Genomic DNA, 26,223 nt, shown 5'->3' on the forward strand with positions numbered 1-26,223 from the left:
AGCCACAGAGCCCTAAAGCCCGATCGACGTCCACGCACTGGCGAGCCTGCAACTGACCAACCGCTCGCAGAGCCCCCTCGACGCTTGGTTTCCTCAGCCCCGACGAATCCGCCCCACAGCCACGTACCGCCGCGGCGTCCGCGCGACTATCGACGGGCTGGGCCTGCGCAACTGACCCGCGCCCGGGCACGCCAAACCACAGAGCTTAAAGCCTGGTCGACGTCCACGCACTGGCGAGCCTGGAACTGACCCTCCGCTCGCAAGGCCCCTCGACGGCTGGTTTCCTCAGCCCCGGCGAATCCGCCCACACCCGCGGCGTCCGCGCGGCCATCGACGGCCTCGGCCTGCGCAACTGACCCTTGGCCGCATTGCCGCGAGCTGCCCCGAGTTCGTCGCGGGAACGGCCCTGCCGTCGGACGTCGCCCGGCGGAAACGCCATCCCCGCGTTGCCCGGCACGAAAAAGCCCGGAAAACAGTTCGGCCCCGGTCCGCGAGGACCGGGGCCGAACGGGTCAGAGACTCAGCGAGTCAGACGCTCACGCGCCGCCCGACAGCTTCTCGCGCAGGGCCGCGAGCTGCTCGTCGCTGGCGAGCGTGCCGCCGCTCTTCGCCTCGACCGGGGCGGACGAGGTGTAGCTCTGCTCGCCGCCCTCGATGCCGGTGGCGGCGTCGGCAGCGGCTTCGGCGTCGGCCTCGGCGGCCTTCTTGACCTGGGCCATGTGCTGCTCGTAGCGGGTGTGGGCCTCGGCGTACTGCCGCTCCCACTCCTCGCGCTGCTTGTCGAAGCCTTCCTGCCACTCCTGCGTGTCCGGGTCGAAGCCTTCGGGGTAGATGTAGTTGCCCTCGGCGTCGTACTCGGCGGCCATGCCGTACTGGGTGGGGTCGAACTCGGTCTCCGGCGTGACGCCCTCGTTCGCCTGCTTCAGCGACAGCGAGATGCGACGGCGCTCGAGGTCGATGTCGATGACCTTGACCATGACGTCGCCGTTGACCTGGACGACCTGCTCCGGGATCTCCACGTGGCGCTCGGCCAGCTCGGAGATGTGCACCAGGCCCTCGATGCCCTCCTCGACGCGGACGAACGCGCCGAACGGGACGAGCTTGGTGACCTTGCCCGGCACGATCTGGCCGATCGCGTGGGTGCGGGCGAACTGGCGCCACGGGTCTTCCTGGGTCGCCTTCAGCGACAGCGAGACGCGCTCGCGGTCCATGTCGACGTCCAGGACCTCGACCGTGACCTCCTGGCCGACCTCGACGACCTCGGACGGGTGGTCGATGTGCTTCCAGGACAGCTCGGAGACGTGCACCAGGCCGTCGACGCCGCCCAGGTCCACGAAGGCGCCGAAGTTGACGATGGAGGACACGACGCCCTTGCGGACCTGGCCCTTGGCGAGCGCGTTGAGGAACTCGCTGCGCACCTCGGACTGGGTCTGCTCGAGGTAGGCGCGGCGGGACAGGACCACGTTGTTGCGGTTCTTGTCCAGCTCGATGATCTTCGCCTCGAGCTCGCGGCCGACGTACGGCTGCAGGTCGCGCACCCGGCGCATCTCGACCAGCGACGCGGGCAGGAAGCCGCGCAGGCCGATGTCCAGGATGAGACCGCCCTTGACGACCTCGATGACGGTGCCCTTGACGGGCTCGTCCTTCTCCTTGAGCTCCTCGATCGTGCCCCAGGCGCGCTCGTACTGGGCGCGCTTCTTGGACAGGATCAGGCGGCCTTCCTTGTCCTCCTTCTGGAGGACGAGGGCTTCCACCTCGTCGCCGACGGCGACAACCTCTGCCGGGTCGACATCGTGCTTGATGGACAGCTCGCGCGAGGGGATGACGCCCTCGGTCTTGTACCCGATGTCGAGCAGGACCTCGTCGCGGTCGACCTTGACGATGGTGCCCTCGACGATGTCCCCATCGTTGAAGTACTTGATCGTCTTGTCGATAGCCGCGAGGAAGTCTTCCTCCGACCCGATGTCGTTGACGGCGACCTGCGGGGCCCCGGTGGGGGCGGTCGGGGCGGTGGCGGTGTCGGTGGTCATTAGGCGGGTTGCTCCGGTGGATGGGTGTCGTAGGTGGATGTGAAGTTGGCTACCGAAAGTGCACGCGGCGGGCCCGCAACCGGCATGCGACGACCCTGCTCAAACGTCCGGCGACCAAACGTTCCACCAGTGAACGACCGCGGCATGACCCGCTGACGATGCGCGGCCCCGGTGGGTAGTCACCCGGGCAGCGCGAACCCCACTGCGCTAACACGTATCGTACGCGGGCCCCCGCGGGGGACACAATCAGGGTCGCCCTCGGCTCCCGGTACCTTCTTGCCAACGTTTCCGCCGGTCCGGGCATTCCCCGCCCGGACGGCCGCATCCGGGGAGAGGAGACCGGCATGCCCGAGCCCGCCGCGGCCCCGGCGGCCCGCCACGCGAGCGCCGAAGAACGCCTCGGCACGGTCGGCGTCGCCCATCGCGAAGTCGGCGGACACGAGGCCGAAGCGGCGAATCTGGCCTGGTGGGACGCGGATGCCGACGACTACCAGGCCACCCACGGCGGATTCCTCGGCGACGCCGATTTCGTCTGGTGCCCGGAGGGCGTGCGCGAGGAGGACGCGCGGCTGCTCGGCGACGTGCGCGGCAAGCGCGTGCTCGAAGTCGGCTGCGGGCAGGCCGCGTGCTCGCGCTGGCTCGCGGCCGCCGGGGCCGAACCCGTCGCCACCGACCTGTCCGGCGGCATGCTCCGGCACGCCCGCGAGGGGAACGCCCGCACCGGCGCGGCGGTCCCCCTCGTGCAGGCGAACGCCGAGCGGCTTCCGTTCGCCGAGGCCAGTTTCGACGTCGCGTGCTCCGCGTTCGGCGCGCTCCCCTTCGTCCCGTCGCTGGAGACCGTGTTCGGCGAAGTGCGCCGCGTGCTGCGCCCGGGTGCGCCGTGGGTCTTCTCGGTGACCCACCCGATGCGGTGGATCTTCCCGGACGACCCCGGACCGCAGGGCCTCACCGCGACCCAGCCGTACTTCGACCGCACGCCGTATGTCGAGGTGGACGACGACGGCACCGCGACGTACGTCGAATACCACCGCACGCTCGGCGACTACGTGCGCGCGCTCGCCGCGTCGGGTTTCGCGCTGGAGGACCTCGTCGAACCGGAATGGCCGGCGGGCCACACGCGCACCTGGGGCCAGTGGAGCCCGCTGCGCGGCAGGCTGTTCCCCGGCACCGCGATCTTCCGCACGCGCCGCGACTGACCGGCTACGCTGCGGCAGTGAGCTCCGCAGGCCGATTCGCCGCACTCGACCCGCTCCTGCCGCCGCCCGTCCCGCTCGCGAGCGGCGACCGGCTGCGTGCGGTGACCGCGTCGGGCACGCAGGTTTCCGCGATGCTCCAGCGCTACCGGCACGGCCCGGGCGACGCTCCCCTGCTGTGGTCGGCGGCCGAGGTGTGGCAGCTGTTCCCGGATCCGGAAACCGCGGGCACCGAAGGATTCGACGCGTTGCTCGGCGCGCTTCGGTCCCAAGTGGACACTGAGGCGCCGGGCGCGGATTCGGCGTGCGTCGTCAACTGGCCGAGCCGCGACGCCGAAGCCATCCGGGCATTTCTCGACCACGGGCTGGTTCCGTTGTCCGCCTTGGCCGTTCGCCCCGCGGTCGCGCCGGAAGACGCCGCTGCGGACGCGTCGATCCGCCTTGCCGGGCCCGACGACTACCCCGCCGCGCTGGCGTTGTGCACGGCGACGTTCGATTACACCGGCCTCGTCGCGCACCGGAAACGCGAGCAGACCGCGGAGCTGCTCGGCCCGGCGCTGCGCCGCGCACTCGGCGAGAAGGCGACCTGGCTCGCCGAGGTCGACGGCGAAGTCGCGGCGCTCGCCCAATGCGACTGGGTCCAATCCGCGCCCGGGAACGAGGCCGCCGAACTCCTGCCGACCGGGCGCTGGGGGTATGTGAACAACGTCGTCACCGCCCCGGCCAGCCGCGGCCGCGGGATCGGCCGCGCGCTGATGGCCCGCGCGCATCGCGAACTGCTGAACCAGGGCGCGACCGGCACCTACCTCTACTACAACCCGACCAATCCCCTGTCGTCGGTGTTCTGGCACCGGCAGGGCTACCGGCCGCTGTGGACGTCCTGGGAAGCGCACCCTGCGTGGGCCTTGCGCTGAGCCGACCGCTCTTTGGTGTGACGTCCGGCGAGCCGCCTTGCCGAGCCCACCAGGTCAGGACTAACTTTTGAACTGACTGGTCAGTTCAAAATCCGTGGAGTGTGTCCTGTGCAGGTCCGTGCCGACCGGGTGTCCCTGAAGGGTCCCCACGGCCCCTTGTTGCCGCCTACCTCGCTCACCGTCGAGGAGGGCTGCCTCACCGTCGTGCACGGCGAACCGGGCGTCGGCATCACCGCGCTCGCGCTGGCGCTGGCCGGGCGGCTCAAGCCGACCACCGGCACCGTGACCGCCGAACCCGAGGGCGACCTGCGGCGGCTCGTGGCCGTGGTGGACTCGCCGGGCGTCAGCGAGCCGGACGAAGCCTTGCCGCTGCGCGTCGTCACCGGCGAAGAACTGGCGCTCGCACACCGTCCTTCCAGCAAGGATGCTGTCACAGCTTGGCTCTCCCAGCACGACGCGGCTCCGTATGCCGACAGCCGGTTCGAGAATCTCGAACCCGCGCTGCGCATCCGGCTGCTCGCCGCGCTGGCCGCCGAACGCGACGGGGTGCGCGTGCTCGTCCTCGACGCGCCCGACCGGCACACCAGCGACGTCGAGACCTGGGCTTCGGTCGCGAGGGAGCACGCCGCCCGCGGGTTCGCGGTGGCCGTGCTGGCCGCGACGACGCCGGAGTCGGCGCTCCCCTTCCCTCCCGCCAAGGTCGGCGAGACCGAGCAACCGGACCCGGTCCGGCTGTACGCCCCGCCGGAACCCGCTGAAGCCGAGCAGACCCGGCAGCTCCCGGAAACCGCCGAACTGACCGCCGAAACCGAGAACTCCGAGGGAGACCGGGCATGACCACCCCCCACAAGCGGGCCGGCGGACTGAACGCGTTCCGGATCGCGCGCAACGAACTGCGCAGGCTGTCCACCGGGACGCTGCCGAAGCTCGCCATGTTCGCGCTCGTGATGGTGCCGCTGCTGTACGCGTCGTTCTACCTCTACGCGAACTACGACCCCTACGGCCGCCTCGACAAGCTGCCCGCCGCGGTGTTCACCGAGGACGCCGGAGCGAAGGACTCCAGCGGGGCCGAGCGCAACGTCGGCCGCGAGGTGACCGACGAACTGGTGAAGTCCGGCACCTTCCAGTGGCATCAAGTGTCCGAAAAGGACGCTCGGGACGGCGTGCGCGACGACAAGTACTCGTTCGCCATCGGCATCCCGCACGACTTCTCGAAAGCCCTGCTGTCGTCCGGAAATTTCGAGCCGCAGCAGGCGACCATCACGCTGACGACCAACGACGCCAACAACTATCTGGCCGGCACCATCGCGAAACAGGTGGCCGACCAGGTCCGCAAGACGATCGCGGAGAAGGTGGGCAGCGAGGCCGCGGACAAGTTCCTCGTCGGCTTCTCCACCATCTACGGCAAAATCTCCGAGGCCACCGACGGCGCCAAACAGCTCGCCGACGGCGCGGCGAAACTCCAGACGGGGCAGCATCAGCTGGCCGACGGGGCGGGCCAGCTCGCGACCGGGTCGAGCAGTCTCGCGACCGGACTGGGCACGCTCAAATCGAGCACCGCGCAGCTGCCGAGCCAGACGCAGAAGCTCGCCGACGGCGCGGGCCAGGTGGCCGACGGCAACCAGAAGGTGGCGGACGCGTCCTCGCTGGCGGCTTCGGCGTCGAGCGATCTGCAGGGCCGCCTCGACAGCTACCGCTCCCAGCTCAACACGCAGCTGCACGACGCCGGGCTCTCCGACAGCCAGGTCAACGACATCCTGTCCCGCCTCGACCAGCTGCGTTCTCCGGTCAACGACGCGAACGGGAAGATCCAGTCCGCCAACGGCGATCTGCAGAAGCTCGCCAGCGGCGCCCGGCAGGTGTCCGACGGGGCGCACCAGCTCGCCTCGGCGTCGCCGCAGCTGGCCAACGGGATCGCGCAGGCGTCCGACGGCGCGAACCAGCTGCGCGACGGCGCGGCGAAGCTCAACGACGGCGAGAAGACCGCGGTCACCGGCACCGACCAGCTCGCGGACGGTTCGGCGAAGCTGCGCGACGGGCTGGCCGCCGGCCTGAAACAGATCCCGAACCCGGACGACCCGACCCGGACCGCCACCGCGAACACCATCGCCGACCCGGTCGCGGTCACGTCGAACGGCGTCGCTTCGGCGGGCACGTACGGCGCCGGGCTCGCGCCGTTCTTCATCTCGCTGGCCACCTGGATCGGCGCGTTCGTGCTGTTCCTGCTGATCCGCCCGCTGTCGACGCGCGCGCTCACTGCCGGCGCTTCGCCGCTGCGGGTCGCGCTCGGCGGCTGGCTGTCCTCGGCCGTGCTGGGCCTGGGGCAGGTGATCGTGCTGTTCGCCGCGGTGACCTGGCTGGTCGGCATCCACGTGGCGCATCCGCTGGGCGCGATCGGCTTCGCCTGTCTGGTGTCGCTGGCGTTCACGTCCGTCGTGCACGCGCTGAACGCGCTCTTCGGCGCGGTCGGCAAGTTCCTCGGGCTCGTGCTGCTGGTGCTGCAGCTGGTGAGCGCGGGCGGCACGTTCCCGTGGCAGACGATCCCGGACGCGCTCTATCCGCTGCACATCGTGCTGCCCATGGGCTACGCGATCGACGGGTTCCGGCACCTGCTGTACTCCGGCGCGTCGCTGCAGATCCTCGGTGACGTCGGGGTGTTGCTGGCGTACCTCGTCGGCGGGATCCTCCTGTCCACTCTCGCCGCGCGCAAACACCGGGTGTGGTCGGTCTCGGCGCTCAAGCCCGAGCTGAGCCTGTGAGAGAAGCGACCAAACGGAAGCTCTTCGAGGCCACCCTGCGGCTTTCGGCCAGTCGCGGGCTCGTGGGGCTGACGGTGGACGACATCGCGGCCGAGGCCGGGGTCGCGAAAGGGACCGTCTACTACAACTTCGGGTCCAAGGACGGGCTGGTCGACGCGCTGCTCCGGTTCGGAGTGGATCTGCTGGCCGGGCGGCTGCGGGCGGCGGGGTCGGAGGACGATCCGCTGGCGGTGATCGAGGCCCAGGTGGATACGACGCTCGAGTTCATCGCGGAGTATCCGGGGTTTTCGCAGATCGTGGTCAGCGAGCTGTGGCATACGCCGGGGCGGTGGCACGACACGCTGGCGTTGCTGCGGGAGGAGTTGATCGCGGTCGTGAAGGCCCAGCTGGAGCGGCTCGACGCGGCCGGGCGGTTGCCAGCCGGGGTGGACATCGCTACCGCGGCTGCCGGGTTGTTCGGGACGATGCTGGTGGTGGCGTTGGACTGGCAGGTGTTCCATCCCGCCCGGGCCCGGGGTGAGGTGCTCGAGTCGGTGATGTTGCTGGTTCGGGGGTTGGGGCGGTGACGCGGGGCCCGGCGTTGGGGCCGGGCCCCTGGGGGTTAGTGGCAGTTGGCGCAGCAGCCGCAGCCCTTGCCGGTGCAGGCGGAGCAGCATCCGTGCCGCAGGACGGTCTGGAACAGGCGCTTGATCATGGCTCGGTCCTTCCGGGTTGGTCGTTCCTGCGTGGGTCACGCTAAGTGAGGCGGGGGTTACTGGGGTACCGCTGACCGGGCAGGGCGGGGGGTGAATCCCGGATGGCTCGTTGCGGTGTTCGGCTCGTCGCCCTGGCGGGCGACATTGCCGGTGATCTGGGTTGCGTGGGGCACCCCGAAGTTTGATTGTGCTGACGGTCTGGGGGTGCTTGTCAAGGCGGGAAAGATGCCTTGACAAGCACCCCCAGACCGCAGGGAGGCTTCGTATCGGGGTTGGGGGGAGGGCTGGGTGCCTCGATGGTTTTGTGTATCGGCGGCGGGTTGCCTGGGGGTTCCGCGGGGGTCCGCCGGGGGGTTTTCTGGGGGCGGATCTCGTTCGTGAGAGGTCTTGTGCCGAGTGCGGGGGCCCTCGTGGGTATGGAGCGGCCGGGTTTCTGTCCACAAGGGACGGTGAGGTGCTCGGCTACGCCTTGAATCATTGCCAGCCGGGGTGAATCGGCTCAGCTGAGAGCCCGGGGTCAGGCGGCTGCCGACCCCGGGCGCGGCTCAGCTCAGTGCGCGGCCTCGTTCCACGATCGTCCGTAGCCGACCGAGACCTCCAGCGGCACTGCCAGCTCCGCGGCCGAGCCCATGCCTTCGCGGACCAGTTTCTCGACGTCGGAACGTTCGCCGTCGGCGATTTCCAGGACCAGTTCGTCGTGGACCTGCAGCAGAACGCGGCTGCGCGCGCCAGCTTCGGCCAGGGCGCGGTGCACGTTCAGCATCGCCACCTTGATGATGTCCGCCGCGCTGCCCTGGATCGGGGCGTTCAGCGCCATCCGCTCGGCCATTTCGCGGCGCTGGCGGTTGTCGCTGTTCAGGTCCGGCAGGTAGCGGCGGCGGCCGAAGATCGTCTCGGTGTAACCGCACTTCGCGGCTTCTCCGACGACCGACTGCAGGTAGTCGCGCACCCCGCCGAACCGCGAGAAGTACGCCTCCATCTGCTCTTTGGCGTCTTCCGTCGAGATCTTCAGCTGCTGCGACAGGCCGTACGCGGACAAGCCGTACGCGAGGCCGTACGACATCGCCTTGACTCGGTAGCGCTGTTCCGGCGTGATTTCCGCGGCGGGCACGGAGAACGCGCGCGACGCGACGAACGTGTGCAGGTCCTCGCCGCTGTTGAAGGCCTCGATGAGACCCTCGTCCTTCGACAGGTGCGCCATGATCCGCATTTCGATCTGGCTGTAGTCCGCGGTCATCAGCTCGGCGTAGCCGTCGCCGACCACGAACGCGTCGCGGATGCGCCTGCCTTCCTCGGTGCGCACCGGGATGTTCTGCAGGTTCGGCTCGATCGACGACAGCCGTCCGGTGGCCGCGATCGTCTGCTGCAGCGTGGTGTGGATGCGCCCGTCGTCGGCGACCGATTTGATCAGGCCCTCGACCGTGGTGCGCAGCCGCGTCGCGTCGCGGTGTTCCAGCAGGTGCTGCAGGAACGGGTGCTCGGTCTTCTCGAACAGCGACTGCAGCGCGTCCGCGTCCGTGGTGTAGCCGGTCTTGGTGCGCTTGGTCTTCGGCATGCCCAGCTCGTCGAACAGCACCACCTGCAGCTGCTTCGGCGAACCGAGGTTGATCTGCTTGCCGATCACCTCGTACGCGGATTCCGCGGCCTGCGTGACCCGGCTGAGGTAGTGCGCCTCCAGCTCGGTGAGCTGGTCGGTGTCGACCGCGATGCCCGCCGCTTCCAGTTCGGTGATGACCTCGAGCAGCGGGAGTTCCAGCTCGGCCAGCAGCTTCGCGCCGCCGAGCTCCTCCAGCTCGGCGGCGAGCGCGCCGGCCAACTCGAAGATCGCGCGCGCTTTCACCAATTCGGCGGAAATTTCCTTCTGCTCCAGCTCGTCCGCGCCGCCGTCGAGCAGCGACAGCTGACCGTCGCCGTCGCCGGCTTCCGAACGCAGCTCGCGGTGCAGGTAGCGCAGGGCCAGGTCGTCCAGCCCGAACGTGCGCTGCCCCGGCCGCGCGAGGTACGCGGCGAGCGCGGTGTCCATGTTCAGCCCGCCGAACGTCCAGCCGCGGGCGCGCACCGCGTGCAGCGGCACCTTCAGGTCGTGGCCGATCTTGCGGATCTCCGGGTCGGCCAGCCACGCCGACAGCGCCCGGTCGTCCGCCTCGTCCATCGCGGTGACGTCGACGTACGCGCCCTCGCCGTCGGCCGTCGCGAAGGCGACCGCCTTGAGGTCGGACCGGACCGACGAACCCGTCGCCCGGAACGACAGCGCGACCGGCTCGCCCGCGCCGGCGTGCGCCTCGAGCCACGCGCCGAGCGCACCCGGCGCGAGCGCGGAGCCGGACACCTCGAAGCCCGAGTCGGCCTCCGGTTCGGCGCTGCTCAGCGTTTCGAACAGCCGGTCGCGCAGGACGCGGAACTCCAGCTCGTCGAACAGCCGGTGCACGGCCTCGCGGTTCCACGGACGCAGCTCCAGCTGGTCCGGCACGGACTCCAGCGGCACGTCGCGGACCAGCTCGGTGAGCTGCCGGTTCAGCTGCACGGAGGACAGGTGCTCGCGCAGCGCGTCGCCGACCTTGCCCTTGACCTCGTCGACCCGGTCGATCAGGTCGGCCAGCGAGCCGAACTGCCGGATCCACTTGGCCGCGGTCTTCTCCCCCACGCCGGGGATGCCGGGCAGGTTGTCCGACGGGTCGCCGCGCAGGGCCGCGAAGTCCGGGTACTGGGTCGGGGTGAGGCCGTATTTCTCTTCCACTGCCTCCGGCGTGAACCGCACGAGGTCGGAGACGCCCCGCTTCGGGTACAAAACGGTCACCCGATCGGTGACCAGCTGCAACGCGTCGCGGTCGCCGGTGCAGATGAGGACGTCGTAGTCCTCGCCCGCCTGGGTGGTGAGCGTGGCGATGACGTCGTCGGCCTCGTAGTTCTCCTTCGTCAGCGAAGGGATGCCGAGCACGTCGAGCACCTCTTTGACCAGGTCGACCTGGCCGCGGAACTCGTCCGGCGTGGTGCTGCGGTTGGCCTTGTAGTCGGCGTACGTCTCCGACCGGAAGGTCTTGCGCGAGAGGTCGAAGGCGACCGCGAGGTGCGTCGGCTTCTCGTCGCGCAGCAGGTTGATGAGCATCGAGGTGAAGCCGAAGACCGCGTTGGTGACCTGCCCGGTCTTCGTGCGGAAATTCTCCGCGGGCAGGGCGAAGAAGGCGCGATAGGCCATCGAATGGCCGTCGATCAGCAGCAGCCGGGGGCGGTCTTTCGCGGCGGCGGCGCCTGTGGCGTTGGCAACGGTTCGGTTCTCGGTCGGGCTCACGGGGGCGAGTCTAGGGTGAGGGTCTGACACTCTTGCGTGTCGCATACGGTTGAGGAGCAGAGAGTGACCGAGCAGACGGCGGAAATCACGCCGGGCCAGTTCGCGGGCATGGACCCCGCGGCCGCGGGCCAGCAGCTGAACGACAAGATCGGGCTGAAGCTCGTGGAGCTGACGCCCGAGCGGGTCGTCGGAACGATCCCCGTCGAAGGCAACCTCCAGCCCTACGGCCTCCTCCACGGCGGCGCGAACGCCACCGTCGCCGAAGCGCTGGGCTCGGTGCTGGCGGCGCTGAACGCAGGCCCCGAACGCGCCGCGATGGGCCTGGAACTGTCCTGCACCCACCACCGTGCCGTCCGCTCCGGCACCGTCACCGGAGTAGCGACCCCGCTGCACGTCGGCCGAGGCACCATCACGTCGGAAATCGTGCTCACCGACGACGAAGGCCGCCGCACCTGCACGGCAAGGCTCACCTGCGTGGTCCGGGACCGCCCGCCGGGCGCCTGATCTTTCGGTCAAACGCCGTGAGGGGAACCCTGAGGGACTCAGAGTCCCTCAGGGTTCCCCTCACGACCGTCCGCGACTGGATCGCCACACCGCGCCCGCTGCTGAGAAAACCCCAATGTGGCATTGGGTGCATCTCACGCACCCAATGTGGCATTCGTTGCGTCACATGCACCCAATGCCACATTGGGGCGCTAGCCCCACCCCCAACCGCAGCCAGTGCACCCGCCCAACCAGGCAGCCACACTCCCCCGCCCCCGATACGAAGCCCAAAACACGGCGCGGGGGTGCTTGTCAAGGCATCTTTCCCGCCTTGACAAGCACCCCCGCGCCGTAGTCATACTGAAAAATCGGGGTGCCCACTCAACTCAAAGGGAGCAATGCCGCCGCCAGGCGACGAGCCGAAACCCTTATCCCACCCCGAGATAAGCCTCCTTGATACTGGTATCGGCCAGCAACTCCTGCCCAGTACCAGTCTTGGTGATCCGCCCGGTCTCCAGCACATAAGCCCGATGCGCCCGGGACAACGCCTGCTGCGCATTCTGCTCAACCAGCAACACGGTCGTCCCCTGCCGATTGATCTCCGTGATAATCCGGAAAATCTGCTGAATGAACTGCGGCGCCAGCCCCATCGAAGGCTCGTCGAGCAACAACAACCGAGGCTTGGCCATCAACGCCCGCCCAATGGCGAGCATCTGCTGCTCACCCCCGGACATCGTCCCGCCGACCTGAGTCTTCCGCTCAGCCAGCCGCGGAAACAACTCGAACACCCGATCAAAATCAGGCTGCAGGTTCTTCCGGTCCTTGCGCGCGTAAGCGCCCATGTCCAGATTCTCCAGCACCGTCATGCCGGGGAAAATCCCCCGCCCCTCCGGCGCCTGGGAAATCCCGCGCACCACGCGCAAATCACCGCGCAGCCGCGAAATGTCCTCGCCGGCGAACCGGATAGCCCCGCCGGAAATCGGCCGGATGCCGGAGATCGCCCGCATCGTGGTCGATTTGCCGGCCCCGTTCGCCCCGATGAGGGTGACGATTTCGCCCTCGTTGACCGTGATGGACAGCCCGGACACGGCCTGGATCCGCCCGTAGTGGACGGAAACGTCGGAAAGCTCAAGCAGCGTCATCGTCGGGAACTCCCAGGTAAGCGGCGATCACGGCGGGGTTCTCCCGGATCTCGGCGGGAAGCCCGTCGGCGATCTTCTTGCCGAACTCCAGCACCACGATCCGGTCGGTCACGCCCATGACGAGCTTCATGTCGTGTTCGATCAGCAGGACGGTGTAGCCGTCGTCGCGGATCGTCCGGATCAGCCCCATGAGCTCTTCCTTCTCCGCCGGGTTGAACCCGGCGGCGGGCTCGTCGAGGCAGAGCAGCTTCGGCTCGGTGGCGAGCGCCCGCGCGATCTCCAGCCGCCGCTGATAACCGTAGGGCAGGTTCTTCGCGCGGTCCGCGGCCCGGTCGGCGATGCCGACGAATTCTAGCAGCGCCATGGCCTTCTCGACCGCCTGCTTCTCCTCGCGGTGGTGCCGAGGGAGCCGCAGGAGGGCGCCGAGCAGGCTCGTCTTGTGCCGCGCGTCGGTGCCGACGACGACGTTCTCGAGCGCGGTCATCTCGGAAAACAGCCGGATGTTCTGGAACGTCCTGGCGATGCCGAGCTGGGTGATCCCGTGCCGCGACGTCTTCGCGAGCGGTTTGCCTTCGAGCAGCACCTGCCCCGACGACGGCCGGTAGACCCCGGTCATCGCGTTGAAGCAGGTGGTCTTGCCCGCGCCGTTCGGCCCGATCAGGCCGAGGATCTCGCCGCGCCGGATCTCGAACGACACCGAGTCCAGCGCCACCAGGCCGCCGAAGCGGACGGTGACGTCGTCGACCTTGAGCAGCGTCTGCCCGTAGTCGGCCTGGATCTCCCGGTCCGGCGCGACGACCTCGGCGACCTCGGCCTCGTGCTCGGCGAGCTGTTCGGCGGTCATGTTCGCGACCTCGGCCACGAGGCCGCCCTCGGCCGGGACCTCGGGCCCGTTTCCGTTGCCAGGGACCGTCATGCCTTCTCCCCCGGGTTGTCGGTGACCAGCGAACCGTCGCTGCTGACCTGCTCGCCCTTGCCGAGCAGCCGCTGGTACGCCTGCCTGCCATAGGCGAGCAGCCGCTGCCGGGCGCCCAGCAGGCCCTGCGGGCGAAAGATCATCAGGATGATCAGCGCCAGGCCGAAGATCAGGTACTTGTACTCCGCGATCGCCTGGAACCGCAGCGGCACGTACGCCACCACGATCGCGCCCAGCAGCACGCCGACCTTGTTGCCCGCGCCGCCGAGAATCACCGCGGCCAGGAACAGCATCGACGTGACCACGTCGAACTTCTGGTTGTTCACGAAGCCCAATTGCCCCGCGTACAGCGCGCCGGAGAGGCCGCCGACCGCGGCGCCGCCGACGAACGCCCAGATCTTGAACTTGAACGTCGGCACGCCCATGATCTCGGCCGCGTCCTCGTCGTCGCGGATCGCGACCCACGCGCGGCCGACGCGGCTGCGCTCCAGGTTCCCGACCACGAACAGGATCACGATGATGATCGTGACGCAGAGCCAGTACCACGGGATGCCGTCGGTGTTGTTGAAAAGCGGGTTGCCGTCCGCCTTCGTGCCCGGCGGATGCCCGACGCCCTGGAAACCGCGGTTGCCGCGCAGCGGGTCGATGTTGTCCGCGAGCAGGCGGACGATCTCGCCGAAGCCGAGCGTGACGATCGCCAGGTAGTCGCCGCGCAACCGCAGCGTCGGCGTCCCGAGGATGACCCCGAAGATCATCGTGACCACCATCGCGATCGGCAGCACGACGAGGAACGGCAGCTTCGCCAGCGACGAGTCCGGGCTCGTGAAGAGCGCCATCACGTACGCGCCGATCGCGAAGAACCCGACGTAGCCGAGGTCGAGCAGACCCGCTTGGCCGACCACGATGTTGAGCCCGATGGCGACCAGCGCGTAGCGGGCCACCTCGAACATCGCGATCGGGAAGTCGTACCCGGGCTGCGTGGTGATCAGCGGCGGGTTCAGCACCGGCAGCAGGTAGACCAGCGCCACCAGCGGGATCAGCACGCCCCACTGCTGGACGCGGGACAGCCGGTTCCACCAGTCCGAAACGGGACGGCGGCGCGCCTTCGCCGGAGCGGCGGGCGGCGTCGTAGTCGTCGTCATACCCGTGCCTTTCCGAGCGATTCGCCGAGAATGCCGGTCGGGCGGAACATCAGGATCAGCACCAGCAGGGCGAACGCGACGACGTCGCGCCACGCGCCGCCGAACAGCGACTGCCCGTAGTTCTCCACGACCCCGAGCAGCAGGCCGCCGAGCAGCGCGCCGCGCAGGTTGCCGATGCCGCCGAGCACCGCGGCGGTGAACGCCTTGATCCCGAGGATGAAGCCGCCCTGGTACGAGGCGCCCTGCGGGATCTTCATCATGTAGAACAGCGCCGCCGCGCCGGCCAGCAGGCCGCCGATGAGGAACGTCAGCGTGATGACGCGTTCCTTGTTGACGCCCATCAGCGTCGCGGTGTCCGGATCCTGCGCCACCGCGCGGATGCCGCGGCCGAACTTGGTCCGGTTGACGAACATGTCCGTGCCGATCATCAGCAGGATCGACGCCACCACGGTGATGATGGTGACGATCGTGACGCTGCCGCCGAAGATCGTGAACACCTCGTCGTTGCGCAGCAAGCGGATGCTGTTCTCCGGGTTGCCGCCGCGCCAGATGAACAGGATCTGCTGCAGCACGAACGAGGCGCCGATGGCGGTGATCAGGAAGACCAGCCGGGGCGCTTTGCGTTTCCGCAATGGCCGGTAGGCGACGCGCTCCAGCACGACCGCGGTCCCGCCGGAGACCGCCATCGACGCGATGAGCGCGAGCAGCAGGAAGCCGATCAGCTCGAAGATCGGCAGGTCAGGCGTCGCGCCGGGACGGAAACCCAAGCCGTAGAAGGTGAACCACGTCGCGAAGGCGCCGTAGATGAACACCTCGGAGTGGGCGAAGTTGATGAGTTTGAGCACGCCGTAGACGAGGGTGTAGCCCAGCGCCACGAGCGCGTAGATGCTGCCGTAGGAAAGACCGTCGATCGTGTTGTCCCAGAACTGGTTCAGGAACGAATTCACGTCGAAGGTGATCCAGCTGCCGCCGCCCTGCGCGAGGACGAGCGAACTGAGGTCAGGGGTCATCGGCACACTAGTTCTCCATGTGGGTCCGGGGTACGGGCGAGGCGGGATCAGCCGCCTGGCCCGCACCCCGGTACTGGAACCGAAAGCGGTGAGCTACTTGATCTCGGTGTTGCGGACGATCTTCCCGTTCTCCACCTTGTAGGTCCACACGGTGGTCGCGGACAGCTCGCCGTGGTCGTCCCACTTGAAGTGCTTCGTGATGCCCTGGCCGTCGTAGGTCTTCACGAAGTCCAGCAGCCCGGCGCGGTCCTTCTTGCCCGCGTCGATGCCCTTCAGCAGGATCGTCGCGACGTCGTAGGCCTCGGGCGAGTAGGTGCCCGGGTCGACGCCGGTCGCCGCCTTGTAGGCGTCGGTGAACTTGGTGAACTGGTCAGCCGGGACACAGGGGCAGGTGAAGTACGCGTTGGCCGCGGCGTCGCCGGCGCCCTTGACGAACAGGTCGTCCTTCACGCCGTCCGGGCCGACGAACTTCGCCTTGACGCCCGCGTCGTTCAGCTGCTGCGCGAACGGAGCGGCTTCCTGGTAGTAGCCCGAGTAGAAGATCGCGTCCGGCTTCTCGCCCTTGATCTTGTTGACCACCGCGGAGAAGTCGGTCTGCTTCGTCTTGACCTTGTCCTGGCAGCTCGCCTTGTCGCCGAGGGCCTTGATCGTCGAGGCGGCGAGGCCGGTGCCGTACTCGGAGTCGTCCTCGATCACGCAGACCTTGTTCGCCTTGAGCTCGCCGGTGATGAACTTCGCGGCGGCCGGGCCCTGCGCGTTGTCGTTGCCCAGTGCGCGGAAGAAGGTCTTCCAGCCGTTCTGGGCGAGCGACGGGTTGGTCGCCGACGGGGTCACGGCGACGAGGCCCGCGGAGTTGAAGATGTTGCCCGCGGCCTTCGACTCGCCCGAGAACGGGAGGCCGATGACGCCGATGATGCCCGGGGTGTTGACGATCTGGGTCACGATGCCCGGCGCCTTGTCCGGGGTGCCCTCGGTGTCGAACTCCGCGAGCTTGACCTGGCAGCCCGGGTTCGCCTTGTTGTGCTGGTCGACCGCCAGCTTCGCGCCCTTGAGGATGTTCTGCCCCAGGGCCGCGTTCGCGCCGTTGATCGTGCCGGCGTAGGCGATCGAGGTCGGCGCGCACTGCGCCTTGCCGTCTCCCGCCGGGTCCGCCGCGTTCGCCGCCGCCGACGGGGCCGCGGCCTGCGGCGCGCCGCTGTCGCCACCCGAGTCACCGCCGGTCCGCGCCGAGCAGGCGCCCAGGGAGATGACTCCCGCCGCGGCCAGCACGATGACCTTAGTGAGTCGTGCTCTCTGCACTCGTTCCTCCAAATGCCACCCGACACGCTCCTGCGGAACGGCGGGTCCCTGCGTGGGACTTCGACTGGGCGCTGAACGTAGCCGCCGGGTGAGGTGTTGCACAGAGTCACAGCGAGTCTTGTATCCACATCGTGACGGTCGTCACGAGAATTAACGGACGATTTACACTCGATCGTCTTATTGCAACGACCGAGTGAATGACTCTTCGTGTCCGAGCACCCCTCGAACGGACCTTGACCAGACGTCCGATCGATGGGGGCAGTGTAGGAACATCCCCTCTGCCATCGTGACCGTCACCACGATTCCCCGGCCTCCAAGGTAGCAACCTTGCCCTTTCGCGCAGGGCAGAGCAACCCGCACGGGTGGGTCCGGGATCGGTGCGGCGGAAGGGTTTTCCCTGGCCGGCAGCCAGATTTCGGCGCGACACGGCGCGCCGGGACGCAACGGGCGAACCGGACGGAGTCCCGCTGGGCGGGAGCGCGCTGCGGGACCGGCCGGTGACTCTCCGAGGTTGCCCGGGCCGGGAAACGCAAAAAGCGGGCGCGACCCCCTGGTCGCGCCCGCTTCCCGGGGCTTCGTCAGCCGATGCTTTCCACGACCGCCTCGGCGACGGCCTTCATCGTGGTGCGCCGGTCCATCGCGGTGCGCTGGATCCAGCGGAACGCGTCCGGTTCGGTGAGCCCCTGGCGGCTCATCAGCAGGCCCTTCGCCCGGTCGATGACCTTGCGGGTCTCGAGCCGGTCGGTGAGCCCGGCGACCTCGGCCTCGAGGGCCTGCAGCTCGGAGAACCGGCTGACGGCCAGCTCGATGGCGGGCACGAGGTCGCGTTTGGCGAACGGTTTCACCAGGTACGCCATGGTGCCCGCGTCGCGGGCCCGTTCGACGAGGTCGCGCTGGCTGAACGCGGTGAGAATGACGACCGGCGCGATCCGGTCGCCGGTGATGCGCGCGGCCGCCTCGATGCCGTCGAGCTTGGGCATCTTGACGTCGAGGATCACGAGGTCCGGCTTGAGGTCGGTGGCCAGCGCGATGGCCTCCTCGCCGTCGCCGGCCTCGCCGACGACCTCGTAGCCCTCTTCGCGCAGCATTTCCACCAGGTCGAGCCGGATGAGCGCCTCGTCTTCCGCGACGAGCACCCGTCGCTGCGGCACGCCGGCGGCGGCGCCGTTCGACTCGGCAGCCTGTTCGGTCACCGGTGTCCTCCTGAAGGCTCGGCGGGACGTCTTCGACACGCGGTCACCCGCGAGAGCCCAGCGTACCGGGACCGATCCAGATCCCACGATGGCGTTCGCCACGAAGTGGCGGGCGACACCCAGCCCGGGCCCCAAGTCGATCACCGGACCCGGTCGCTGACGGGGAGGGCGGGTCCCGTAGAGTTTCCGGCACTGCGCCCCCGTAGCCCAACTGGCAGAGGCAACGGATTCAAAACCCGTCCAGTGTGAGTTCGAATCTCACCGGGGGCACCGTCGAAAACCCCACGAGATCCGGCCAAGCCGGTCCCGGTTCGATTCGTCGCTTCAGTCATCCTCTCCGCCGCACTCGCGATCGCGGGCAGCTCGTCTGCTGGAAGGGTGCTGGTCAGTGTCGCCTGATCCCCGCCTTCGTGAACCTGGATCACGAGCTGGACCGCCTCAAAGAGTGCTTCGAGCAGATGCTCGGGAGCCTTCGAAATCGACGTTCAGGCGGGGCAAGGCGTCGAGAAGGCCGATGTCCTCCGCCTTCGGCCGTTTGGGCGCGGCGGCTTCTGCCTCGCGCCGTGCGTCGAACTCGGCAACCAGCTGAGTGCGCTCTCGTTCGAGTTCGTTGTACCGGCCGCGGAGTGCCGTCGTGAACGGATCGTCCGGTTCACCGTCTGCGGCTTGCTCCAGCAAAGAGCCCTGTTTCTTCGCCAGCTGATCAAGTGCTCGGCGAAGCCGCTTGAGTTCGTCTGCTCGGCGCTGCGCCTGCCGGTCTTCCGCACCGGCCAGCTGGCTCTCGAGGATGCTGCGCTGGTCTGGCCGAATAGGCGGTCGGACAGGAAACGTCCGACGGACGCAAGAATCGCGTCCTCCCGCAGGTACAACGTCTTGGGATGGCCTGCGTAGTTATCCGGCCTGCCGCGGTTGTTGTTGCCCGGCCGACAGAGGTAATAGGCACGCCCGTGGCGCAGGTCGACGACCATCCTCCGCCCGTATGGGCAGAGCACCCTGCCTCGGAACAGGTACGTACGTCGCGCCTTCGGGTACCCGCTGGGCTATTCGGCTGTTGAGAAGGATTTGCGTCGCGCCAAGCTTCTGCAGATACTCGGAAAAACCCAGACGGCCTCCGGTACGCCGGTCCGCGCGGCCCGACACCGTAAACTGCAAGGCCAACGTCTCCGGAACCCAGGGCAGCTTTAAAGAACAGGCTCTGTACTTTACGTCGAATACCGAAATCGTCTCAGGTGACCCGAACACGAAGAAATCTGCATGCAAGGCGTCCTCATACAACACGCTCATCGATTTCATCGACAGTAAAATCAACTCTAAAATATGCACGCGCGGCAACGCGATCCTGGACTGCGCGGACTTCGTGCCCAGGCAGGCGGACGGCTCCTGCCGGGCGGCAAAGCCGGGGCTCGCCCCGCTCCCGAACTCGTACAAGGGCCCGGGTCGACCACTGTGATTGACTGGTTTCGGGCTTACGCCTTCTCTTTTGAGGAAGCCCTGGCCGACGGGAGGCTCGTCCCCGGCCTCAGGGTGGCGATGCCCGAGAACGTCCTGTACCACGAGCTCCTGCACGCCGCCAGGTTCGGCGTCGGGGTGGCCTTGGGCTCCACGGGGAAAGTCCATGCCGCAGCGTCCTGCCTGGCGGCGACTTGGGCGCTGGCCAAGGTTGCGTTGCGCTATGACGACCTGGCTGTGTCCAAGGATCCGGATCAGCGGCTGGAGGAGTGGGCGGTCTCCGCGACTCCGGAGCTTTACCAGCTCGACGAGCGGGGCGAGCGCGAGGCGCAGCAGGTGGTGCGACTGAGTGATCTGCGGGACCTGGCCGCCGAAGCAGACCCGGCATCCTCCGAGGTCGCCGCATGGGACCAGAGCAGCTACCTCGCGCCCCTGCTCGTGGGCAACACCTTCGAAGGAGACGCCGCACAGATGCGCCTGGGCTACGATGACCAGCCCCCCGTCGGAGCCCGCTGCTCAACGATGATGCCGCCGCGACCGCAGCCGGTGTCCGCACCGAGCTGCGCACGCACCTGCGCGACCACGGAAACCCTGCCGACCTGCATCAGATCGCCGCGGTTGACGACCCGGCGCGGTCCGACACCACCAAGTTCGCGCGGGACCATCGGCGTGTCACCGGCCAGGCCGGGACCGACCAGCGGCCGGCCGTTTCCGTCGACAAGGTGGTGCACTTTTGTGCGCCAGCCGCCACGGGAACGGCCGATCGTGCCGTTCCTCGACTACGACATCGAGATCAGGCGCATGACCTGCTCCACCAATGCGATCGAATCACTGGACGCCCGCTGCCCGGCGGGCGGTCCGCGCACGAGGACTTTCCCGGCTGAGCAGGCCGCAATGGAGTGCCTGTACCTGGTGACCCGAAGCCTGCAACCCGGGCGCGGCCGGCCGCGCCCGGTGGACGATGCGCTGCAAAACCAGTGATCAACGCCTTCGCCCGCTCGCTACTGGAAACCGGCGGATTCAGACCCCTGCTGCACCTTCACTTACGATGAGCCGGTTTCACACGGAACGGACGAAGACGCAAATGATGCGTGCGCCCGGCTCAACTTATCCGGGAAGCTCTCCCTCGTTTACGTTGAGCCGCATGCCAGGTCCAAATATTCGCGCATCATCGTCGGAGATCTCGTCGATTCCCGCGAGTTGCACACTGCGGATCGTGCCATTCACAGCTACTGGCCGCCTGGCGTCAAGCAGCGTTTGAATTATTCTGTCGCGAGTGTATGCCTGATACCTTGTCCTATCGTCATAATTCGAAACTCTGATAAAGTAATCGGATGTCGTTCCGTTGGACTCGATAAAGACCCTAAAGATCGCGGCAGTTCTGTCCAAAATAGCGACCCCGAGCGTCTGAGATTCAGGGGTAAATCCCCACTCGCAATCCTGCCTGAGTTCTCGCAGGCGCACGTCTTGCGAGACCTGTGCTACCGACGGGCAGGCAAGGTTATCAATACCTCCCGCACTTGCGCTCTGTGCCCCGAACCCGATCAGGGAACCGACGATCACCGCCGAAAGCCCAACATAGGTGAAAATTCTAGGCGTTTTCATGACCACTCCCATGTTCTTCTGGATTATCATCTCAACACGACCCTCGCGACTTTGACCCCTACCGTGCCAGGCCGACTTCCGTGGACCCAGTTCGATTGGGCACCCCTGTCGCGAATAAAAGCAAACAGATCATAGTTCGCCGCGTGGCTGACCGATCACGAAACCCAAGATTTCATGATTCACTCCAGCCACTACGGGCCTCGACCGTCTTCACTGAAAGCGACATCCGCAAAGACGATTTCATCATCAATCCTGCGCACCCCGCCCGGGATAAACCTATTCATTGCCTCGATAATTTGCTGACGCGACAGGGATCACGCTAAGTCTACGGTAAGGTAATTCACGACCCGAAGAGCAACGAGGCCGACCTCCTCCATTTGCATTCACGTATCGAACTTCGACGATCGTCCAGCTTCGAGGCGCAATGATTCTGTCCAGTTCTTGACCATACTGCCAGATGCACCTCTCTTCCTCGCTGACGTCCGGATCGATTACTGCATCGTTACCGTTATATTCAAGTTCGGAAAATTCTCCTGCAGTCACTTCTTGCCTGCCACAAGGAACAGTATTAGCCCGCACTAGCTCTCGGACTGCTATTCATCACGACGCCGCCAGCTATTGCAACAGTTGCAATAGCGGCAGCAAAACGCTTGAGCCGTTAGCCTATTCATAGATGAGAATACTTTGAGATTCTCTCTCGGTGTCTTGCTCTTGATTTTGACTGGTGCGCGCAAGGGAGCGCTTATAAGACCTTGACAGGGTCTGGATCCCCGCCTTCGATGAGGGGCTTCCTCGTGGACTGGGGCACCCGCGGCTACCACGTTGATCGGGCTGGTGCCGCCCGATTTCAGGGCGAGGTTTCCTTGACCGGATCTGCCGCGTACGCAGCCATGGTTTCGACGGATGCAACCGCAGCAGCCGCAGGCGCTGCTCCTGTCGTTAATTTCATGAGCATATTCCGGTTAACCGATGCCTCCTCCACCTGCTGCTGTTCCGAAGAAATTGGACACCGCCTGCTTGAGTGACGATCGAAGTAAACAACGACTAAAGCGCATCGCACAACGCCCTATCGGGTGATCCGCCCCTGCCTTATTCACGTCAATTCGTAGCGTGATAGCGGCGAACCGAGGTCGGCGACCGACGCGCTCCGTCTGTGTCCAAGTGGCGCACGACCTCGTCCTTGATCGCGCCCAGTCGCGACAGTTCGGACAGCGGCTCCACCTTCGGCACTGTGATCCACGGCTCCCCTCGGCGGCACGTGATCCGGACCCCTCCCCTCGCCCAGCGAGGCGTCCAAGCCGGCCGAGGCCCCGCGCATCCGCTGCGGAAGCCCGGCGATGAACGCTGTCAGACCGGCCGGCTGGCACGGAGCGGCGTTGCGCACCTCCCGCGACGCCTCGAATCGCCGGGCGGGCCGTCCTCGAGATTGCATTACCGGTTCCCATCTGCGACCCAGACCTCCCTGCGGCGCACCGCATCCCGCAGCGCAACCAGCGCGCACAGATCGTACGGAACCCGCTCGAGCCGGCCACGCTGGTCGACCGCGGCCTCCCGCCACGTCTTCGGCACCATCCCCTCCACTAGCATCGGTGTGACCTCGGCGCGCGGGGCTTCCCGGCCACCGCCGCGTAGCGGTCCAGCAGCTCGAGGCAGCCAACACTGGTCGGTACGCGGTGTTCTCCGTCAGTTTCATATCGTCTTCCTTAGCTTGTTGTTTAAGTGGTGCGGCGGGGTTTGGTGCCTTTCTTGTGGTGGGCTGGTCGGGTGTGCGCCTGGCCGGTTGCCAGGACGCGTCCGACGTCGAAGCGTTGCGCGGCAACGGAGTTTTTCGACCCGGCGGGACGTCCTGGTCCCGGCCGGCTGGGTTTCGGTGCCGCCGCTGGACGTGCCGTCTTCGTGCGGATGTTGCGGAACCCGCGCCGGACCCGGGCCGGGGTCAGCCTGGCGGGTTCGGCGGGGCGTTCCCAGGGACGACGAAGGTCGGCGACCAGGGAACGGGCCAGCCGGAGCTGGGCGTGGACAGCGATCAGCAGCCAGGTCCAGCGGTCGGCGGCTTCCGGGTTGCGCAGCCGGGGCCGTGTCCGGCCAAGCGTCTGCTTCAGCAGGCGAAAGGTGTGCTCGATGTCGAAGCGGCGCAGGAACATGTGCCAGCAGCGGTCGACCTCGGCGGGAGTGGCGTCGACGCCGGAGAACCACAGCCAGACCGGTTTGTTCACCCCGCCGCTGGGCAGGCGCTCGACCCTCAGCCGGATGACGGTGCCCTCGATAACCGGCAACGGCCCGTCGTGGCCGGTCCAGGCGGCTCTGCTGGTCAGCCTGGGGTGCAACCGGTTCCAGGCCTGCGCGGTCGCTGTCCCGTAGAGGCGGGTGCCGGTGCTGGTCACTGCGTGTTCAACACCCCAGGTCGCGGGATCGCCGAACACGAACTCGCCGCCGTGCCTGGGCGGCCGGCCGTTGGCGCCGGGAACCCGGGGCGGGACAGGCCGGCGCAGCACGCGGTCCGAGCGCATCCGCCCGAGGATCTGCACCGGCAGATCAGCGAGCAGGTGCGCGATGCGCGGCGCGTCGTAGCCCGCGTCCAGGACCACCAGGATCTCCGGATCGCCCTCGTGCCACTGGCCCGCGGCGATCAGCCGTTCCACCACGTCGCGGATCTGCCCGGTGGTCACCGCGGCGACATCCGCTCCGGGCAGCAGCCGGATCGCGTCGAGCACCGCCGTCCACGAGGTCCGGCCGGTCTCCAGGGCCGCGACGACGGAATACGGCCAGCCAGGAATCATCCGGTGCTCGTCCTTGCCCCGCCCGTAGGTGTGGCAGAACGATCGGTCCGGGCAGGTCGCGCCGTCGGGCCGCAGCCATGGCGAGACGTCCGCCGCCAGCACCAGCCGGCCGTCGGCGGCGCGGGGAAGCGGCAGCCCGGACAGCGCCGTCCGCAGCCGGTCGCAGTCGATTCGGCCGTTGTTGATCGCGTCGTACAAGCCGCCGTGACCGCGCCGGTGCTCCGGCGCCAGGGACAACCCGACCAACGACCGGACCGGCCCCTCGGTGCACAACACCGCGTCCGCCAGCTCGAACAACCCATCCGCCCGCGCGGCCAGGCAGCCGTAGAACTCCTGCCGGAACCGGTCCAGGTCCCCGAGCGCCCGGCCCCGATCGACATCATGCACACTGACCACGCAGCCCTTGGATCGATATTCTTTCCGTCGCAAGAGGAATCATCGACCAAGGGCTGCTCTCATGATCAACTGGGGTCCACACCAGCAACCAGGTCCTTAAACAACAAGCTCAGAGGGTGTTGTGAAACCCGCGTGGTCAGTCGCTGAATCCGCGTGTTAAGCGGCAGCTTGCACGCAACCGCCCGGTTAACGCCCCGCCGCGCCGTTATCACAGCTAACACCCGACCACGCCACCGGGTTTCGAAACACCTTCCACGTGGATGTCGTCCAGTCATTCGCATGGCCTCATCGTCGTGCTGTTCCTCGCGTTCGCCGAGGTGCCGGCTCACGAGGTCGCCGTCGACTACGCGCAGAGCGTTGAATGGCTGGAGACCGCCTGCGGTGCTCTCGACGTCAAGCACGTGCCTCCGCGAATGCGGACTATCTGACGCGGGAGGGCCTACGACAGGCGACTGGTGAGATGGGCAGTATTCAGGATCGCGCCAGGCTGGAAGCGAAAAGAGCAGCCACCGCGAACGGCATTCAGACAGCCGCCCTCTGGCGCCTGTCTGAATGCCGCGAGTTCGCGGTCATGACCGGCCGTGCCGGGATCGTTCGCACAGTTGCTTTCACTGCGCACCTACGCTATTCGACCAACCACTGGGGAAGCGATGGGGCGGTTCGCGAGCGGAGCATCGAGCCGGACGTCGTTATCGGCGGTAGTCGCATGGTGATAATGACGGTCATCACAAGCGAACTCTGAATGAAACTTACTCCCCGATCTGCCCGTTCGGTTTCGCGCATATGAAACACGAAGTACATGCGTTATCCGCGGAAACTTCATATGGCCCGATCCGACCACGCATTCGTCGGTATCAGATTGCATCAACTTAATTCGGCGGCGTCGACTGCCTCGTCGCGGAACAGGGCTGCGTTCTCCGTCTTGTCAATTGAGCGCGCTGGCACTACTAGTCGACCTAGAATCCGAATGACAGGAAACGAACCAAGGTTGATTGCGCGAGCTGAACGCCCGATACCCGCGAGCGATCCGCGCACGTGGGCACTTCCTGCCCGAGCAAACAGCCAAGAAGCGCCTGTATCTTGTGACCCGCAGCCTGGACCCGACCGGGACCGGCCGCGCCCGATGGACGATGCGCTGGAAGTCCGTGATCAACGCGTTCGCCATCACATTCGGTGACCGCTGGCCGGAGCCGAACGCTGCTGACCGAACCGCCGGAAACACCGATCACGGGACAGACCCGGCAAGCACGGGCAAAGCGTCAAGCAGAGCTGCCTCGTCAGGGCCTGGCGGTTTCGGCTGGCTTTGCGCCTCAGTGTACAGCTCGCTATTTGCTCCACGACCGCTTCTTTCTCCGCCTCTCGTTCGTTGTAAGTGACCGAGACCGTCGCAGGATTTGGTGCCGAGCTGGGCTTTGCTCGGCGACTGGACGCCGTTGAGGAAGCAGACGTCGCCGATCATCAGCAGGTAGGTGCCGGTCTCCCACTGAGTAATGCCGACACTGTCCCCAGTGGCCGGACCGAGCGGGACGGTACGCCCTTGTTCCTGGTTGAACCGATCGAGGAATGCCCCGATAGCCTCATCGGCGGCCTTCTGAGCGGCGGCGTCTTTGCCGGCGTCGAGCGCGGAGCGGTGGGCACGGGCGGCGGATGCCGCCGCTTGCCAGCCGGCATCCGCGGCAGTCTTGACGTCAGCCGCGGCCTGGTTGGCGGCGTCGCGGGCGACCCGGGCGGATTCAGCGGCCGCGGCAGCTGATTTGCGGCGGCGTCCGCGAAGCGGGCGGCGTCGTTGGCATAACCGCGTGCCCGGTCGGCTGCCTGGCGTGTTTGTCGGGCGTATCCGGCGGCTTCCTGGGCGGCGTTGCGTGCAATCGCGGCGGCTTGGACGGTTCACCGGCTTGTTGTCGCGAGCGCGGCGGACTGGGCCGCGT

The 26,223-nt window shown here is 67.4% G+C and carries 22 protein-coding genes, 1 tRNA gene and 1 pseudogene; 12 read left to right on the forward strand and 12 right to left on the reverse strand.

The genetic code is table 11. The features are described 5' to 3' along the window. Positions 1–536: 536 nt before the first annotated feature. Positions 537–2,030 (reverse strand): 30S ribosomal protein S1, encoded by a 1,494-nt coding sequence (gene rpsA / locus CU254_RS22845; protein ID WP_009079744.1) that lies wholly within the window; start codon positions 2,028–2,030, stop codon positions 537–539. A gap of 344 nt (positions 2,031–2,374) precedes the next feature. Here rpsA and CU254_RS22850 point away from each other — a divergent pair, with 344 nt between their 5' ends. The 5 genes from CU254_RS22850 to CU254_RS22870 all read left to right on the forward strand — a co-directional run bounded on the left by CU254_RS22850 (position 2,375) and on the right by CU254_RS22870 (position 7,462). Further along, a complete protein-coding gene (locus CU254_RS22850; RefSeq protein WP_009079746.1) occupies positions 2,375–3,226 on the forward strand; it encodes a class I SAM-dependent methyltransferase in 852 nt (283 codons plus the stop codon). Continuing rightward, a complete protein-coding gene (locus tag CU254_RS22855) occupies positions 3,163–4,137 on the forward strand; it encodes a GNAT family N-acetyltransferase (protein WP_369871010.1) in 975 nt (324 codons plus the stop codon). Before CU254_RS22850 ends, CU254_RS22855 begins: the two co-directional genes overlap by 64 nt. Before the next feature lie 108 nt (positions 4,138–4,245). Beyond that, a complete protein-coding gene (locus CU254_RS22860) occupies positions 4,246–4,974 on the forward strand; it encodes an ABC transporter ATP-binding protein (RefSeq protein WP_037714534.1) in 729 nt (242 codons plus the stop codon). Positions 4,975–5,000: 26 nt separating this feature from the next. Further along, positions 5,001–6,896: a YhgE/Pip domain-containing protein gene (locus CU254_RS22865; protein WP_037717737.1), complete on the forward strand. Its 1,896-nt coding sequence runs from the start codon at positions 5,001–5,003 to the stop codon at positions 6,894–6,896. Beyond that, a complete protein-coding gene (locus CU254_RS22870; RefSeq protein ID WP_037714536.1) occupies positions 6,893–7,462 on the forward strand; it encodes a TetR/AcrR family transcriptional regulator in 570 nt (189 codons plus the stop codon). The genes CU254_RS22865 and CU254_RS22870 overlap by 4 nt, the downstream gene beginning before the upstream one ends. A 679-nt stretch (positions 7,463–8,141) precedes the next feature. Here CU254_RS22870 and polA read toward each other — a convergent pair. Further along, complete coding sequence (gene polA, locus CU254_RS22875; RefSeq protein ID WP_009079753.1) at positions 8,142–10,880, reverse strand: DNA polymerase I; 2,739 nt, start codon at positions 10,878–10,880, stop codon at positions 8,142–8,144. 63 nt (positions 10,881–10,943) lie between these two features. Between polA and CU254_RS22880 the strand changes: the two genes are divergently transcribed. Then, on the forward strand, positions 10,944–11,384 hold the full coding sequence (locus CU254_RS22880) for a PaaI family thioesterase (RefSeq protein ID WP_009079755.1): 441 nt from the start codon (positions 10,944–10,946) through the stop codon (positions 11,382–11,384). Positions 11,385–11,791: 407 nt separating this feature from the next. On the opposite strand, the gene CU254_RS22885 is transcribed toward CU254_RS22880, so the two are convergent. The 6 genes from CU254_RS22885 to CU254_RS22910 form a co-directional block, all read right to left on the reverse strand. Then, entirely contained in the window at positions 11,792–12,505 is a 714-nt protein-coding gene (locus CU254_RS22885; RefSeq protein WP_009079756.1) for an ABC transporter ATP-binding protein, read from the reverse strand. Next, the gene (locus CU254_RS22890) at positions 12,492–13,421 is read right to left on the reverse strand and encodes an ABC transporter ATP-binding protein (protein WP_037714538.1); all 930 of its coding nucleotides are present in this window, start codon (positions 13,419–13,421) and stop codon (positions 12,492–12,494) included. Before CU254_RS22890 ends, CU254_RS22885 begins: the two co-directional genes overlap by 14 nt. Further along, positions 13,418–14,563: a branched-chain amino acid ABC transporter permease gene (locus CU254_RS22895; protein ID WP_037714540.1), complete on the reverse strand. Its 1,146-nt coding sequence runs from the start codon at positions 14,561–14,563 to the stop codon at positions 13,418–13,420. The genes CU254_RS22890 and CU254_RS22895 overlap by 4 nt, the downstream gene beginning before the upstream one ends. After that, positions 14,560–15,573 carry a branched-chain amino acid ABC transporter permease gene (locus tag CU254_RS22900; RefSeq protein WP_037717740.1) on the reverse strand — a complete coding sequence of 338 codons (1,014 nt, stop codon included), beginning with the start codon at positions 15,571–15,573 and terminating at the stop codon, positions 14,560–14,562. The genes CU254_RS22895 and CU254_RS22900 overlap by 4 nt, the downstream gene beginning before the upstream one ends. A gap of 93 nt (positions 15,574–15,666) precedes the next feature. Beyond that, a complete protein-coding gene (locus tag CU254_RS22905) occupies positions 15,667–16,842 on the reverse strand; it encodes a branched-chain amino acid ABC transporter substrate-binding protein (protein WP_037714542.1) in 1,176 nt (391 codons plus the stop codon). Positions 16,843–17,450: 608 nt separating this feature from the next. Next, a complete protein-coding gene (locus CU254_RS22910) occupies positions 17,451–18,065 on the reverse strand; it encodes an ANTAR domain-containing response regulator (RefSeq protein WP_009079762.1) in 615 nt (204 codons plus the stop codon). A 196-nt stretch (positions 18,066–18,261) separates the two neighbouring features. Between CU254_RS22910 and CU254_RS22915 the strand changes: the two genes are divergently transcribed. Next, a tRNA-Leu gene (locus tag CU254_RS22915) sits at positions 18,262–18,335 on the forward strand. Positions 18,336–18,503: 168 nt separating this feature from the next. Here the strand turns inward: CU254_RS22915 and CU254_RS22920 are convergent. Both CU254_RS22920 and CU254_RS43135 read right to left on the reverse strand, forming a co-directional pair. Continuing rightward, entirely contained in the window at positions 18,504–18,743 is a 240-nt protein-coding gene (locus CU254_RS22920) for a hypothetical protein (RefSeq protein ID WP_009079763.1), read from the reverse strand. 213 nt (positions 18,744–18,956) lie between these two features. After that, on the reverse strand, positions 18,957–19,631 hold the full coding sequence (locus CU254_RS43135; protein WP_159396481.1) for a hypothetical protein: 675 nt from the start codon (positions 19,629–19,631) through the stop codon (positions 18,957–18,959). Here CU254_RS43135 and CU254_RS45005 point away from each other — a divergent pair. After that, entirely contained in the window at positions 19,596–20,495 is a 900-nt protein-coding gene (locus CU254_RS45005) for a transposase (protein WP_158688062.1), read from the forward strand. The two genes, CU254_RS43135 and CU254_RS45005, sit on opposite strands and share 36 nt — an antisense overlap. Before the next feature lie 126 nt (positions 20,496–20,621). On the opposite strand, the gene CU254_RS43145 is transcribed toward CU254_RS45005, so the two are convergent. Both CU254_RS43145 and CU254_RS22935 read right to left on the reverse strand, forming a co-directional pair. Further along, positions 20,622–21,131: a hypothetical protein gene (locus CU254_RS43145; RefSeq protein ID WP_158688063.1), complete on the reverse strand. Its 510-nt coding sequence runs from the start codon at positions 21,129–21,131 to the stop codon at positions 20,622–20,624. Between the two features lie 1,703 nt (positions 21,132–22,834). Further along, positions 22,835–24,295, reverse strand: coding sequence for an NF041680 family putative transposase (locus CU254_RS22935; protein WP_037714549.1), 1,461 nt, complete (start codon positions 24,293–24,295; stop codon positions 22,835–22,837). A 260-nt stretch (positions 24,296–24,555) separates the two neighbouring features. Between CU254_RS22935 and CU254_RS43150 the strand changes: the two genes are divergently transcribed. The 4 genes and pseudogenes from CU254_RS43150 to CU254_RS43155 all read left to right on the forward strand — a co-directional run bounded on the left by CU254_RS43150 (position 24,556) and on the right by CU254_RS43155 (position 26,048). Next, a complete protein-coding gene (locus CU254_RS43150; protein WP_009079768.1) occupies positions 24,556–24,723 on the forward strand; it encodes a hypothetical protein in 168 nt (55 codons plus the stop codon). Positions 24,724–24,755: 32 nt separating this feature from the next. Beyond that, positions 24,756–25,037 (forward strand): hypothetical protein, encoded by a 282-nt coding sequence (locus CU254_RS22940; protein ID WP_009079770.1) that lies wholly within the window; start codon positions 24,756–24,758, stop codon positions 25,035–25,037. Positions 25,038–25,287: 250 nt separating this feature from the next. Further along, positions 25,288–25,482 (forward strand): annotated as a pseudogene (locus CU254_RS22945) (IS256 family transposase); the annotation flags it as partial. Positions 25,483–25,667: 185 nt separating this feature from the next. Next, positions 25,668–26,048 carry a hypothetical protein gene (locus CU254_RS43155; RefSeq protein ID WP_009079773.1) on the forward strand — a complete coding sequence of 127 codons (381 nt, stop codon included), beginning with the start codon at positions 25,668–25,670 and terminating at the stop codon, positions 26,046–26,048. Positions 26,049–26,223: the final 175 nt, after the last annotated feature.

The sequence above is a fragment of the Amycolatopsis sp. AA4 genome, from assembly GCF_002796545.1.
In the GTDB taxonomy this organism is placed as follows: Bacteria; Actinomycetota; Actinomycetes; order Mycobacteriales; family Pseudonocardiaceae; genus Amycolatopsis.